At 68.0% G+C, this 14,504-nt stretch carries 11 protein-coding genes; 7 read left to right on the top strand and 4 right to left on the bottom strand.

Annotated features, from left to right (window positions below; translation table 11 throughout):
• Positions 1–840 (bottom strand): helix-turn-helix domain-containing protein (locus tag ABE473_RS00005; RefSeq protein WP_346487969.1); only part of this gene is annotated, 840 nt, incomplete at its 3' end.
• On the bottom strand, positions 785–1,981 hold the full coding sequence (locus tag ABE473_RS00010) for an MFS transporter (RefSeq protein WP_346487970.1): 1,197 nt from the start codon (positions 1,979–1,981) through the stop codon (positions 785–787). The genes ABE473_RS00010 and ABE473_RS00005, both read right to left, overlap by 56 nt.
• Positions 1,982–2,056: 75 nt before the next feature.
• Here ABE473_RS00010 and ABE473_RS00015 point away from each other — a divergent pair, with 75 nt between their 5' ends.
• Both ABE473_RS00015 and ABE473_RS00020 read left to right on the top strand, forming a co-directional pair.
• Positions 2,057–2,500: a helix-turn-helix domain-containing protein gene (locus tag ABE473_RS00015; protein WP_346487971.1), complete on the top strand. Its 444-nt coding sequence runs from the start codon at positions 2,057–2,059 to the stop codon at positions 2,498–2,500.
• A 267-nt stretch (positions 2,501–2,767) separates the two neighbouring features.
• Positions 2,768–5,587, top strand: a complete 2,820-nt coding sequence (locus tag ABE473_RS00020; protein ID WP_346487972.1) for a glycoside hydrolase family 3 C-terminal domain-containing protein — start codon at positions 2,768–2,770, stop codon at positions 5,585–5,587.
• Positions 5,588–5,687: 100 nt separating this feature from the next.
• On the opposite strand, the gene ABE473_RS00025 is transcribed toward ABE473_RS00020, so the two are convergent.
• Positions 5,688–6,584, bottom strand: coding sequence for a LysR family transcriptional regulator (locus tag ABE473_RS00025; RefSeq protein WP_346487973.1), 897 nt, complete (start codon positions 6,582–6,584; stop codon positions 5,688–5,690).
• A gap of 104 nt (positions 6,585–6,688) precedes the next feature.
• On the opposite strand from ABE473_RS00025, the gene ABE473_RS00030 reads away from it, so the two are divergent.
• The 4 genes from ABE473_RS00030 (at position 6,689) to ABE473_RS00045 (ending at position 12,424) form a co-directional block, all read left to right on the top strand.
• Positions 6,689–8,044, top strand: a complete 1,356-nt coding sequence (locus ABE473_RS00030; protein WP_346487974.1) for an MFS transporter — start codon at positions 6,689–6,691, stop codon at positions 8,042–8,044.
• Entirely contained in the window at positions 8,041–8,436 is a 396-nt protein-coding gene (locus ABE473_RS00035; protein ID WP_346487975.1) for a hypothetical protein, read from the top strand. Before ABE473_RS00030 ends, ABE473_RS00035 begins: the two co-directional genes overlap by 4 nt.
• Before the next feature lie 98 nt (positions 8,437–8,534).
• Positions 8,535–10,430, top strand: a complete 1,896-nt coding sequence (locus tag ABE473_RS00040; RefSeq protein WP_346487976.1) for a CocE/NonD family hydrolase — start codon at positions 8,535–8,537, stop codon at positions 10,428–10,430.
• 122 nt (positions 10,431–10,552) lie between these two features.
• Positions 10,553–12,424: a hypothetical protein gene (locus tag ABE473_RS00045; RefSeq protein WP_346487977.1), complete on the top strand. Its 1,872-nt coding sequence runs from the start codon at positions 10,553–10,555 to the stop codon at positions 12,422–12,424.
• Positions 12,425–12,435: 11 nt separating this feature from the next.
• On the opposite strand, the gene ABE473_RS00050 is transcribed toward ABE473_RS00045, so the two are convergent.
• Positions 12,436–13,530 carry an alkene reductase gene (locus tag ABE473_RS00050; RefSeq protein WP_346487978.1) on the bottom strand — a complete coding sequence of 365 codons (1,095 nt, stop codon included), beginning with the start codon at positions 13,528–13,530 and terminating at the stop codon, positions 12,436–12,438.
• Between the two features lie 209 nt (positions 13,531–13,739).
• Here ABE473_RS00050 and ABE473_RS00055 point away from each other — a divergent pair, with 209 nt between their 5' ends.
• Positions 13,740–14,498 (top strand): SDR family NAD(P)-dependent oxidoreductase, encoded by a 759-nt coding sequence (locus ABE473_RS00055; protein WP_346487979.1) that lies wholly within the window; start codon positions 13,740–13,742, stop codon positions 14,496–14,498.
• The last annotated feature ends 6 nt before the right edge of the window (positions 14,499–14,504 follow it).

Below are 14,504 nucleotides of genomic sequence, written 5' to 3' on the forward strand. Positions count from 1 at the left end.
GGGGTTGTTTCTGTCGCGTCTTTTGTGCGTTGGTGGCGGGCGGGCTAGTGGCCGGGGCGCCACGCCGAACATGCGCCGCAGGCTGCGCGAGAAGTGCGCAAGGTCGGCGAAGCCGGCGGCATGTGCGCTGGTGGTCAGACTGTGTCCCTCGATGACCTGGACCAGTGCCTGGCGTAACCGGCGCCACAGCACCAGGCCACGCAGCGACACCGCCAGGTCCTGCTGGAAGCGGCGGTGCAACTGGCTTTCGGACAGGTGCGCGGCCGCCGCAATCGCCGGTGCCGCAATGCGCTCGGGCAACCGCGCGTCCAGTGCGGACAGTGCGGCCTGCAGCCGTCGATCCAGCGGCGCCCGCGCGACCAGGGCCGACAGACAGGGCAACAAGGCCTGCGGATCACAGGGAAGCAATGGCAGCTGTGTCTGCAGCTTCTGCAGGTCGACATGGCTGGGTTCAATCCATACCGTGCAGCCGCGCAGCGGCACGGTGCGCACCGCATGCGACTGGAACGAGGGGAGCAACAGGCGCGCGCCGCACTGCAGCCCGTTTTCGTTCTCCACAGTCCATTGGCCGGTCTCGGCCAGCAGCATCTGGTGGGCATAGTGGGCATGCGCACCGGTGGCACCGGCATGCCCCTGCAGCACGGCGAAATGCGGGCCAAGCAGCAGTGCGCCAGACCACTGCTCGTTTACTGCCGTGGACGCCTTCAACGCACGCTCCGCATCATTCAATCTTTGCATCTGCTGCGCAGGGTAGCGGAAAGCCCCGCCGCCGAGGCGGTCGGGGTCAGGACGACCGGCCGTTCGGGGAGCGTTGCAGGGTTTCCCACGCGCCCAGCGCAAGCAACGAAACCAGCGCGCCGGCGATGCACACGCCGTTCCAGCCATACGCGGCATACAAGCTGCTGCCCAGCAGCGCTCCGATCCCGCTGCCGGCCGCGTAGAACAGCATGTACGCGGCGATCACCTGCGCCTGTGCGTGCGGGGCCGCGGCCAGGATGCGGCTCTGGTTGGTCACGTGCAGCGCCTGCACGGCGAGGTCCAGCAGCAGCACACCGAGCACCAGCCAGCCGAGGTGGTGGGACATCGCCGCGATCGGCGCCCAGCTCAGTAGCATCAGCAGCAGGGCGCCGGTGGTGACCCGACCGGCATGGCCACGGTCGCTCCAGTGCCCGCTGCGTGCCGCCGCCAATGCGCCGAGCAGGCCGACCAGCGCGAAGGCGCCGATGCCGGTGTGGCTGAGCGCATACGGCGGTGCGCTCAGTGGCAGGCTCATGCTGCTCCAGAACAGCCCGAACACGGTGAACAGCAGCAGTCCCAGCACGCCGCGCTGGCGCAGCACCGGCTGCTGCCGCAGCAGGGCGATCACGCCGGTCCGCGCGCCGGGCGCGATGGGCACCGGCAGCCGCGGCAGGCGCGCCCACAGCAGGGTGCCCATCACCACCATCAGCGCCGCCGAGAGCAGGTACACCGCGCGCCAACCGCCCAGATCGGCCACCGCGCCAGCCACCACGCGCGCCAACAGCAACCCGACCACCACGCCGGCCTGTGCGGCACCGACCACGCGGCCGCGCTCGTGCTCGCCTGCGGCGGCGGCCGCATAGGCGATCAGCCCCTGGGTCATCGCGGTGCCGAGCAGGCCCACCGCCAGCATGCCCAGCAACAGACTCCAGGCCTGCGCGGCCATCGCGACGGCCAGCAGGGCGAGCACCAGGCCCACTGTCTGGATCGCCATCAGGCGGCGACGCTCCATGCGGTCGCCCAGCGGCACCACCCACAGCAGGGCGGCGACCGAGCCGAGCTGGGTGGCGGCGATCACCGCGCCGATGCGGCCGGTGCTGATCTGCAGATCGGCCGCCAGCGCATCCAGCAAGGGCTGCGCGTAATAGACATTGGCCACGCTGAGCCCGGCGGCGCAGGCGAACAGCATCAGCAGGGCGGAGGGAAGCGGGGAAGCGGAAATGCCGGGGGCGGTGGGCGCCATCATTCAGTCTCAAAATAGAACCAGTTGATTCTGCGGCATGTGGTTCTAAAATGAAACCTTGAGCGGAGAATCCTGATGACCACCGAGTCGATGACAACCTGCCCGGTCGGGCGCGCGCTGGATCTGGTCGGCGACCGCTGGTCGCTGCTGATCGTGCGCGAGGCCTTCGACGGGGTGCGCCGTTTCAGCGATTTCCAGCGCCGCCTGGGGATGTCGCGGAGCATGCTCAGCCAGCGCCTGCAGGCCTTGCTGGAGGCGGACGTGCTGGCGCAGCAGCCCTTGGCCGAAGGCCGCAGCTATCAGGAATACGTGCTCACCGAACGCGGTCGCGCGCTGTTCCCGCTGGTGGTGGCGCTGCGCCAATGGGGCGAAGCCTTCCTGTTCGCGCCGGGCGAACCACGCTCGGTTCTGCAGGCCGACAGCGACGATCGCCCGCTGGCGCTGATGCAGCCGCGCGACCAGCGCGGGCAGGTGCTGGAGGCCGCCCAGACCCGGGTCATCAAGCCTGTTTCGTCGTGAATCCGGCGCGCCACGGTGTCCCAAATGTGAACACGCTGTTGACAGGCATGAACAGGCTCGCCCACTCTTCCGGGGTGGAGTGCCGGTAACGGGCTCCCGGGTGGTGCGGCTGTCACGACGGGCGGAGGGGCCTGGACGTAGCCGTCATCGCCTTGCGTTGTAAACGGTTCCGCGCGCCTGCGCGTGGTTCCCGCCGACATGGCGCTGCACCCTTCTGCGGCAAGACTCCCTGGATTTATTGCGCAAGCAAAGGTGTTTCGTCCGCTCATGAAAACGATTTCAAAGCCCCTGGCCCTGACGGCCGCCATCGCGCTCTCGCTGAGCGCTTCCGCCTGGGCTGCCGCCCCGGCCGCCACCACCGACGCGTTCACCGTGCTGACCTTGGAACAGACCCCGGGTGAGCTGGATGCGGCCGTGGTCGCCGCGCAGCTGGAGCAGCTGCAGGTCGATGCCCTGACCGTGCGCAACGTGGAACGCCGCGCCGACCGCGTGGACCCGTTGCAGGGTCTGGCCGACGCGCTGGGCTACCACTATCGTTTCGTGACCGCCGATCCTGCCGCCGCGCAGCAGACCGGCAGCGTCGTGCTGACCCGCCTGCCGATCGAGGCCGAGTCGGGCACCGAACAGCCGTCGCTGAATTACCTGCGCCTCAACGACGGCCGCCACGTCGTCGCGCTGTACACCAGCGCTGCCGATGCCGCCGCACTGCCGCCGCTGGTCACCCGTTCGCGCCTGGGCGCACCGGCCGTGCTGCTGGGCGCGGTCAGCGCCGATGCGGCCACCACCGCCGGCTTCGATCCGTCGCGCGTCGCGCTGGAAGCCAACGAGCGCTACTTCAGTGATGGCTTCCAGTCGGCCAGCTCGGCCCCGATCAAGCTGCGCACCCATGACGGCAGGAAGGGCACCACCGCGGCCACGCTGCTGACCCTGGGCTATGCCGCGCCGGTCGGCGGCGAGACGCCGTGGATGGACACCGCCCTGAACGCCGATGCCCGTGCCAAGGCCCTGGTCGCGCAGATGACCGTGGACGAGAAGTTCCAGATGCTGCACAGCTACTTCGGGCTGGGCAAGGACGGCGGTCCGCTGCCGGAAGGCGCGGTCGGTTCGGCCGGTTTCGTACCGGGCGTGCCGCGCCTGGGCATTCCCTCGCAGCAGTCGGCCGATGCCGGCGTCGGCGTGACCAACCCGGGTGGCCTGCGCAAGGGCGACCACGCCACCGCGATGCCGTCCGGTCCGTCCACCGCGTCGAGCTGGAACCCGGATATCGCTTTCGCTGGCGGTGCCACCATGGGTCGCGAAGCCTGGCAGCAGCGCTTCAACATCCTGCTGGCCGGCAGCGTCAACCTGCAGCGCGATCCGCGCAATGGCCGCAACTTCGAATACGCCGGTGAAGATCCCCTGCTGGCCGGCGTGCTGGTCGGCGAATCGATCCGCGGCGTGCAGAGCCAGCACGTGATCTCCACGATGAAGCACTTCGCGCTGAACGACATGGAGACCTCGCGCAATTTCCACAGCGCCGAGATCGGCGAGCAGGCGATGCGCGAGTCGGACCTGCTGGCCTTCGAGATCGCCATCGACATCGGCAAGCCCGGTTCGGCGATGTGCTCGTACAACCGCATCAACGGCACCTACGGCTGCGAACACGATTACCTCATGAACGAGGTGCTCAAGCAGGAATGGAAGTTCCCCGGTTTCGTGATGTCCGATTGGGGCGGCGTGCACAGCGGCTCCAAGGCGGCGCTGGCCGGCCTGGACCAGCAGTCGGCCGGTGAAGTGTTCGACAAGGCGGTCTATTTCGACGAACCGCTGCGCCTGGCCGTGGCCGGTGGCGTGGTGCCGCAGGCGCGCCTGGACGACATGGTGAGCCGCATCCTGCGCACCATGTTCGCGCACGGCAATTTCGACCTGCCGCCGGTGCATGAGCCGATCGACGACGACGCCGGTTTCCACGCCGCGCAGCGCACCGTCGAAGAAGGCAGCGTGCTGCTGCGCAATGCCGATGATCTGCTGCCCTTGGGCAAGGACGTGCAGCGCATCGTCATCATCGGTGGCCATGCCGACAAGGGCGTGATCGGCGGCGGCGGTTCCTCGATGGTCGGCTGGACCGCGCGCGGCACCAATGCGGTGCCGGGCGTGATGCCGACCACCTGGCCGGGCCCGGTGATCTTCCATCCGTCCTCGCCGCTGGAAGCGCTGCGTGCCGAACGTCCGGATGCCCGCATCGATTACGTGGATGGCCGTGACGTGGCTGCCGCCGCGCGCGCTGCCGCTGCCGCCGATGTGGCCATCGTGTTCGCCACGCAGTGGTCGGCCGAGTCGGTCGATCTGCCGCACATGCAGCTGCCGGACAACCAGGACAAGCTGATCGCCGGGGTGGCCAAGGCCAACCCGAAGACCGTGGTGGTGCTGGAAACCAATGGCCCGGTCGAGCTGCCGTGGCTGCAGCAGGTACCGGCCATCCTGCAGGCGTGGTACCCGGGCATCCGCGGTGGCGAAGGCATCGCCGCGCTGCTGACCGGCAAGGTCAATCCGTCCGGCCGCCTGCCGGTGACCTGGCCGGTGGATGTCAGCCAGTTGCCGCGCCCGCACGTCAACGGCCTGGGCTTCAACCCGAAGAACAAGCCGGATGACACCATCGATTACACCATCGAAGGCGCCAACGTCGGCTACAAGTGGTTCGCCGCCAAGGGCCTGACCCCGCAGTACGCGTTCGGCCATGGCCTGTCCTACACCAGCTTCGGCTACGACAACCTGCAGGTGGTGGTGGAAGGCCAGCGTGTGGTCGCCAGCGTGGACGTGCGCAACACCGGCAAGGTCGCCGGTGCGGATGTGCCGCAGCTGTACCTGCAACTGCCGCAGGGCAGCACCACGCCGATCCGCCTGATCGGCTTCCAGAAGGTCATGCTGCAGCCGGGCGAGAGCCGGAGGATCCGCATCGAAGCCGAACCGAAGACGCTGGCCAGCTTCGACACCGCCGACAAGCAGTGGAAGATCGCCGGTGGGCAGTACGAAGTGCAGCTGTCGCGCGCGGCCAACGCACCGGTCCAGCGCGTGCCGCTGGAGCTGGCGGAACAGGTCGTCCGCTGAGCTGACGGACGCGCCGGTACCGACCAACGGTCGGTACCTACCGCGGAGCGGACCCAACGCGCGTTACGGGGTAGGGCACGACCGTTGGTCGTGCCACCGGTCACCCCGGCAGGTGCTCGCGCAGGTGCGCCAGCAGCAGCCGGACCCGGCGCGAGGGCTGGGCGGTGTTCGGAAACACCGCATACACGCCCTGGCGCGGGAAACGATGGTGGCGCAGGATCGGCAGCAGCCGGCCCTGCGCCAGATCGTCATCGATCAACCACTGCGGCAACACGGTCGCGCCGGCCCCGGCCAGCGCGAAGGCGCGCAGCGTGGAGGCGTTGTCGACCGTGACCATCGCATGGGCGGGGTTGCAGGCAAACAGCGCGGTGCTCCCATCGGGGGCCACCAGCGGCAGGTCCGCTAGGCGCGGGTACCCCAATCGTGGCAGCGTGCGGATCCAGTCCGGGTCGTCGCGTGCCGCATCGTCGGGCAAGGTGGACAACAACGACGGTGAGGCGACCGCGCACAGCGCGTGCTCGTCCAGCAGGGTCGCGCGCAGCTGCGAGTCCTGCAGGCGCCCCAGCCGGATCGCCAGATCGAACCGCTCGGGGATCAGGTCCGCCGGCGCCGGTGAAGTCGACAGGTGCAGGCGCAGCTCGGGATGCAGGGCACGGAACGATTCCAGCACCGGCACGACCCGGGCGATCGCGTACTCCGGCGTGGTGGTCAGCCGCAGTGTCCCGCGCAGCTGCAGCTGTTCGCTGCGGGCTTCATCGATCGCCAGTTCGGCAGTCGCCAGCAGGGCAGTGCAGTGCTGGTAGAAGCGTTCGCCGGCCTCGGTCAACGCCAGGCTGCGGGTATTGCGCACCAGCAGGGTCACGCCCAGTTCCTGCTCCAGCCGCTTGAGATTGAAGCTCACCACGGCCCGGCTCTGACCAAGGCGCTGCGCGGCCGCGGTCAGGCTGCCGGCATCGACAATCGCCTTGAAGGTTTCGAAGCGGTCCAGGCTGACCATGGCTGCCGTGTCTGTCAAAAATGGTTTGACAGTCTTGCACTCGATTGCCCATATATCCAGCCGCTGGCAACGCGCATGCTGCCGCCTTGTAATCGGAGCACGCCATGACCTACCGGGCGAGAGTGGAAACGTTGTACCTGCTGGGATTCTCGCTGGACCTGGTGAACATGTTCATCGGCACGGTCGCCTATCCGGCCATCGCCACCGACCTGCAGGCCTCCGTGCCGCAGCTGGCGTGGATCGGCAACGCCTACATGCTTGGCCTGACCCTGGTCATTCCGCTCGGCAGCTGGCTCGCCGCACGCCTGGGTGAGCGGCTGCTGCTGTGCGTGTCGCTGGCGCTGTTCACCCTGGGCGCGGTGCTGGCGGGCACCGCCCCCAGCATCGAGTGGCTGATCGGCTGGCGCCTGCTGCAGGGGCTGGGTGGCGGCCTGTTGATTCCGGTCGGGCAGGCGATGGCCTACCGCGAATGCCCACCGGCCGACCGCGCGCGCCTGACCGCCCGCATCATGGCCGTCGCGCTGCTGGTGCCGGCGCTGTCGCCGACCCTGGGGGGCCTGCTGGTGGAGTGGGGCTCGTGGCGGGGCGTGTTGCTGGTCAGTGTGCCGCTGGCCGTGGTGGCCCTGGTGCTGGCGGCCTGCTGGGTGCGTCCGGGTGCGCCGCTGTCCGCGCCAGCGCTGGACCGGCGCGGGCTGCTGCTGGGTTCGATGGGGCTGAGCGTGCTGCTGGTCGCGCTGAGCCTGATCGCCGAGCCGGGCCAGCGGCCGGTGGGCGCCGGGCTGCTGGTTGCCGCCGCCGTGGTGCTGTTCCTCTACGCCCGCAGTGCGCGTCGGACCGATCAGCCGGTGCTGCAGTGGTCGTTGCTGCGGCATGCCTCGCTGCGGTTGGCGATGCTGGTCTATCTGCTGGTGCCGGGCACCTTCATCGGGACCCAACTGGTGGCGACGTTGCTGCTGCATGATCAAGGCTACGGGGCCGCCGCCATCGGTGGCTTCATGGTGCCGTGGGCGATCGCCTCGGCCTGCGCGATCGCCACCACCCGGCACTGGCTGCCACGCATCGGGGCGCGCCCACTCCTGGGCTTCGGCATGGGATGTCAGGCGCTCGGCATCGCGCTGCTGATCGGCGTGCAGGTCGGCCACCCGGGGTTGCCGGTGCTGGCGTTCGCGCTGATGGGCCTGGGTGGCAGCCTGTGCAGCAGCAGTGCGCAGACGCTCGCCTTCCAGAGCCTGGCGGATGCGGAGCTGCTGCCGGGCAGCGCGCTGTGGAACCTCAACCGCCAGCTCAGCTTCTGCCTGGCCGCCGCACTGCTGGCCTGCGTCCTGGCGCTGCTCTCCGCCGTCCTGCCGGCACAGGCATTCACGCTCACCCTGCTGCTGGCGGCCGGCATGAGCCTGCTGCCCATCCTGTTGTTGTGGCGCCTGCCGGCGTCCTCCCTTTCCTTGAGAACCTCCCCATGAATGACACGCTTGCCTTCACCGAAATCCATGACCTGCATGTACTGATCGAAGACTGGTTCACCGGCCGCGCGCCGCTGGCTGCGCTGGACACGCTGCTCGCCCGTTTCAACGACGACTTCAGCATGGTCGGCATCCGGGGCGTGCGCCTGGACAAGCCGGCGCTGGCAGGCTTCTTCGGATCGGCCCATGGCAGCCGGCCAGGCCTGCAGATCACCGTCGATGCTTTGCAGTATCTGCCGTTGGGTGCCAACACCTGCGCAGTGCGCTACCGCGAAGACCAGAGCGAGGCGGGTGGCGCGGGCCATCGCCGCGAAGCCCTGGCCATCCTGGTGGACAGCGCTGAGGGCACGCTGGCCTGGCAGGCTTTGCATGAAACGGTGGTTGGCAGCTGAATGCGCGAAATGGCCACGGAACAGGCCGATCGGCATCTACCGGGGCAGCGCCCGCAGCGCTAGGCTGCGGGAGTTGCCATCACTGCCGGGAGAGCCCCATGCGTGTGCGTGTATTGCCAGTTGCGCTGTTGAGTCTGATGGTTGCGGCCAGTGTGTCGGCGCAGACCTCGCCGATGACCCCGGACATTCCCGCCAAGGGCTTCGTGACGCCCACGGCGCAGGACAACTACGACAAGCGTGTGGTGATGGTGCCGATGCGCGATGGAACGAAGCTCTACACGGTGATCGTGGTGCCCAAGGGCGCCAGGAACGCGCCGATCCTGCTGACCCGTACGCCTTATGACGCCGCCAACCGCGCCAAGCGCATGGATTCGCCGAACATGCGCGACATCCTGCCGCAGGGCGACGAGGTGTTCGTCGATGGCGGGTACATCCGGGTGTTCCAGGACATCCGCGGCAAGTACGGCTCCGAGGGCGATTACGTAATGACCCGGCCGTTGCGCGGGCCGCTCAACAACACCAAGGTCGACCACGCCACCGACGCGTGGGACACCATCGACTGGCTGGTCAAGCACGTGCCCGAGAGCAACGGCAAGGTCGGCATGCTGGGCTCATCCTACGAGGGCTTCACCGTGGTGATGGCGCTGACCAACCCGCACCCCGCGTTGAAGGTCGCCGCGCCGCAGAGCCCGATGATCGATGGCTGGATGGGCGACGACTGGCTCAACTACGGGGCGTTCCGGCAGGTCAACTTCGGCTACTTCACCGGGCAGCTGGCCAAGCGCGGCAAGGGGCCGTCGATCCCCAGCGTGGGCTACGACGATTACACGACCTTCCTGCGCGCCGGCTCGGCGGGCGACTACGCCAAGGCCAATGGGCTGGACCAGCTGCCGTGGTGGCACAAGCTGATCGAGCATCCAGGCTACGACGCGTTCTGGCAGGAGCAGGCGCTGGACGCGCGGATGGCCAAGACCGAACTGAAGGTGCCCACGATGTGGCTGCAGGGCCTGTGGGACCAGGAGGACATGTGGGGCGCGGTGCACAGCTATGCGGCGATGGAACCGCGCGACACCGGCAACACGCTGAACTATCTGGTGATGGGCCCGTGGCGGCACAGCCAGGTCAACTATGACGGCAGCAGCCTGGGGCCGTTGAAGTTCGACGGCGATACCGCACTGCAGTTCCGCCGCGATGTGCTCAAGCCGTTCTTCGATCAGTACCTGGTCGATGGCGCGCCCAAGGCGCAGACGCCGCCGGTGCTGATCTACAACACCGGCGAGAACCACTGGGACAAGCTGCAGCAGTGGCCGCGCAGCGTGGCGCAGTCCAGGCCGCTGTATCTGCGCGCGGGCGGCAAGCTGTCCTTCGAGGCACCGCAGGCGGGGGAGGCCACGTTCGAGGCGTATGTGTCCGATCCGGCCAAGCCGGTGCCGTTCGTGCCGCGCCCGGTGCGGTTCGCCGACCGCGATATGTGGACCAGTTGGTTGGTGAAGGATCAGCGCTTCGTGGACGGCCGGCCGGACGTGCTGACCTTCGTCAGTGAGCCCTTGACCGAACCGCTGCGGATCGGTGGTGCGCCGCAGGTCAATCTGCAGGCGGCGACGAGCGGCAGCGACAGCGATTGGGTGGTGAAGCTGATCGATGTGTATCCGGACCAGACGCCGTCGACGCCGGAGATGGGCGGGTACGAGCTGTCGGTCTCGATGGCGATCTTCCGTGGCCGGTACCGCGAGAGCTTCAGCGACCCGAAGGCGATCGCGAGCAATCAGGTGCTTGACTACAAATTCGGTCTGCCGACCGCGAACCATGTGTTCCAGCCGGGTCATCGGGTCATGGTGCAGGTGCAGTCCAGCCTGTTCCCGCTGTACGACCGCAATCCGCAGACGTTCGTGCCGAACATCTACCTGGCCAAGCCGGGCGATTACCAGAAGGCGACGCAGCAGATCTGGCACGCGCCGCAGCAGGCCAGCTTCATTTCGTTGCCGGTGTACTGAGCGGACACGGCCGGCTTTCCCGCGCGGCTGCGATGGCACGCCGCGTGCGCGGTCGCGCCGGTTGCATTGCATCGTCCCTGCACAGGCGGTAGCGTGCAGCTCCGCTTTGTACGATGTGACCGATGAAAAGGATGTTCGTGGTAGCCGCGCTGGCGTCGCTGGCAGGCGGCGCGCAGGCGCAGTCGTTCACCGTGCTGGGCAACAGCTTCGGCGCCGAGGCGCTGGTGTCCGTCGATGGCCGCCTGCTGGTACCGCCCAATGGCGCGCGCATGCAGCGCCTGTCCGCCGACCGTTGGATGCGCGCGCAGCACACGTCCACGCCACAACAGTGGTATGACGATGCAGGCCGGCTGCTGCGCGAGGACCGCGGCTACACTGAGTACCAAGAACGGTTCGTGCTGCGCCAGGCCGTCCCCGGTGATCCGTTGTGGAAGGCGTTCATCAAGCCGGACGGAGACCCCACCGGCGGTTGGGGCGTGGTCGATGCGCTGGGCCAGGTGCGCCTGCCTGCACTGAACGATGGCGAGTGGGTACCATTGGCGGCGCCCGATCGCGTGCTGTGGAATCCCCAACGTGGTCCGCTTCGCTTCCATGACCTGCACGGGCACCCGGTCATGGAACTGGACGAGCGCCAGTTCCAGTGGGTCGCCGGACCGTTCGCCGGCCGCCCTGTGTATGTGGCCTGCAGTGTCCAGGTGCCTGAACACTGCAACGTGCTGGATGAAGAAGGCACGACGCTGTTCTCCGATGACATCGACGCACTGCTGCCGGTCAGCGACGGTGGCTGGTGGCTGCGTCAGGGCGAGCTGTGGCGGCGGGTGGATGCACAGGGCAGGGCGACCGACATCGCACGCTACCAGCAGGATGGCCTGTATCCCCGCTACCGACAGTACGGCGGCACCGCAGGGCGGCGCGACTGGCCCGAGCAGGTCCACCGGCACGCTACCGGCAGCGCCGACGACACGCCCGAGCCCGGCTGGCTGATGGCCGATGGACACTTTGCCGCACAGCGTAGCAACGTCCGCCTGGACTACTGCGGTGGCCGCTGGCAGGTGTCGGACAAGGAGGGCGCCCACCCGCCCACCGCCGCCCCGGCCGCGCTGGCAGTGGTGCTCGACGAACCCGATGCCGAACAGCGGCAGGCACCGCCATGGCGCGTGCGCCATCCCACCGATACCGAGACCGCAGCGGTACTGGACTGCGATGGCAAGGTGATCTTCGCGCCCTCAGGCGTGACCCGGTTCGATACCGTTGGCAGCGGATTGCTGGGAAGGTTCGGCGACGAGTCCTCACCGCGCCTGTGGTGGGATGGACGCACGGCCTACACGGTGCCTGCCGAGATGGCGATCGACGAAAACCACGTCACCCCGCCGTTGCTGTTGCTCCGGGAGCAGGACGCCGGCGTCAACCACCTGTGCAACCTCGCGCGTGGCCGCATCGTGGGTCGTCCCTTCGAAGCTGTGGTGCGCATGGACGCTGACCGCGTGGTATTCCGCCGGGACGGGAAGCTGGGCATGATGCTGGCCGATGGCAGCGAACCGGTGTCGCCAGAGAGCTTCGATATCCTGCCCTGGGGCACGGACCGCACCTGGACGCGCCGCTATCTGGACGGGGGCGATGAGGAACTGGTCCTGCTGGATGCCAACCACCAGGTGCTGCTGCGGCGACGCCTGCTGTTCAGTGGCGTGGAACTGCAGTCCACCTGGCAGGGCGACGTGGAAAGTCGGCCGCTGACGCAGTTGAATCTCGGGACGATGCGCTTTGCCGATGGGGAGTACTTCGTCCAGCAATGGCTGGATCGCAACGGACAGGTGCTGCTCAGTGACATCAGCTGTCCGGCACCGGGAAATGGCCCACCCTCGAAGGGGAAGGGCGTGCTGCTCGGGCGCGGGTGGCGCGTGGACAGTGTGCCCACGCGCCCCTGCAAGCTGCCCCGGGCGCTGCTGCCGGTGCTTGCCGGCGGCGATGTGACCGATGCGATGCGCGCCCGGTAACGGCGCGCGGATCAGCCGGAAACGCTGGGGTAGTCGGTGTAGCCGTGCGCACCGCCGCCGTACAGCGTGTCCTGGTCCAGATCGGACAACGCCACGCCGAGACGGAAGCGCTCGACCAGGTCCGGGTTGGCGATATAGGGCCGACCGAAGGCGATCATGTCGGCATAACCCGACGCCACCGCTGCTTCCGCACGTGCCTGGTCATAGCCGTTGTTGGCGATCCAGGCACCGGTGAATTTGGCGCGCAGGGCGGCATAGTCGAAGGCGATGTTGTCGCGTGGACCACCGGTCGCCCCTTCGATCACATGGATGAAAGCGAGCGGGCCGATGGCCTCCAGGCGTTCGACGGCGCGTTCGAACAGCGGCTGCGGGTTGGAGTCGGCGGCATCGTTGGCCGGGGTGACCGGTGACAGGCGCACACCGGTGCGTTCGGCACCGATTTCCGAGGCGATCGCGCGGACCACTTCATCGAGCAGGCGGGTGCGGTTCTCGATGCTGCCACCGTATTCGTCGGTGCGCTGGTTGCTGCCATCGCGGAGGAACTGGTCGATCAGGTAGCCGTTGGCGGCATGCACTTCCACGCCGTCGAAGCCGGCAGTGATCGCGTTGCGCGCGGCCTGCCGGAAGTCCTGGATCAGGCCGGGAATCTCGTCCAGGCGCAGGGCACGCGGCTCGGAGACCTCTTCAAACCCGTTGGCGGTGAACGTCTTGGTGTTGGCACGCAGTGCACTCGGTGCGACCGGGACTTCGCCCTCGGGCAGCAGGCTGGTGTGCGAGATGCGGCCGACATGCCACAGCTGCAGCACGATCTTGCCGCCGCGTGCATGCACCGCATCGGTGACCTTTTTCCAGGCGTCGATCTGCGCCTGGCTGTAGATGCCGGGCGTGTCGAGGTAGCCCTGGCCCATCGGGCTGATCTGGGTGGCCTCGGCGATGATCAGGCCGGCGCTGGCGCGCTGCTCGTAATACTGGATCGCAAGCGGATTGGGGATGCGGTCGTGGATCGCGCGGTTGCGCGTCAGCGGCGCCATCGCGACGCGGTTGGCGACGTCGATGGCCCCCAGACGGGTGGGGGAGAACAACGGGCCGTCACTGGACTCTGTCATGGGTTTACCTTGGGGGAGGGGCTGCCGCCATTGGCGGATGAAAGATGGGAGGTGGACGTACGACCCCGAGCATAGGCCCGCGTGCGTTGCAGCGATGGGAAGGATTGTTGCGGAGCACGCTGTGCACGTTCTGTAACGTTTTCGCGGCGTATGGTCGAGGCATGGGCAGGCATCGCCCGCAGCTTTTTTCCAGCACGAGGAACAACGCGATGATTGATTATCAGCTCAAGGGAAAGGTCGCCATCGTCACCGGCGGCGTCTCGGGCATCGGCCTGGCCGTGGCCGAACTGCTGGCCGATTCCGGCGCGGCGGTGGCGGTCTGGGATCTCAAGGCCGACGCTGTCGAAAAGACAGCCGAGGCGCTGCGCGGGAAAGGCGTGAAGTCGATCGGCATCGCGTTGAACGTCACCGACGCGCAGGCGGTGGAAGCCGCGGTGAAGCGGACGGTTGAGGAGCTTGGCGGCCTGGACATCGCGGTGAACAACGCCGGCATCGGTGGGCCGTCGGCCACCAGTGGCGACTATCCCGTGGAGGGCTGGAAGAACGTCATCGACGTCAATCTCACCAGCGTGTTCCTGTGCCAACGCGCGCAGATCCAGGCGATGCGCAGCGCGGGCAAGGGCGGCAGCATCATCAACATGGCCTCCATCCTCGGCCAGGTGGGGTTCAACAATTCAGCGGCCTATGTCGCGGCCAAGCACGGCGTGGTCGGTTTGACCCAGACGGCCGCGTGGGAGCACGCCGCCGACAGCATCCGCATCAACGCGGTCGGCCCCGGCTTCATTGCCACGCCGCTGCTGGACAAGATGGATCCGAAGGTGAAGCAGGCGCTGGAAAGCAAGCATGCGTTGGGACGCCTGGGCAAGCCGGAAGAGGTCGCCGCGCTGGTGGCCTGGCTGGCCAGCGCCGATGCAGGCTTTGCGACCGGCACGTACTACGCCATCGATGGCGGTTACCTGGCGCACTAAGCCCTG

Source organism: Stenotrophomonas sp. TWI700 (assembly GCF_039673645.1).
Taxonomy (GTDB): Bacteria; Pseudomonadota; Gammaproteobacteria; order Xanthomonadales; family Xanthomonadaceae; genus Stenotrophomonas; species Stenotrophomonas maltophilia_AA.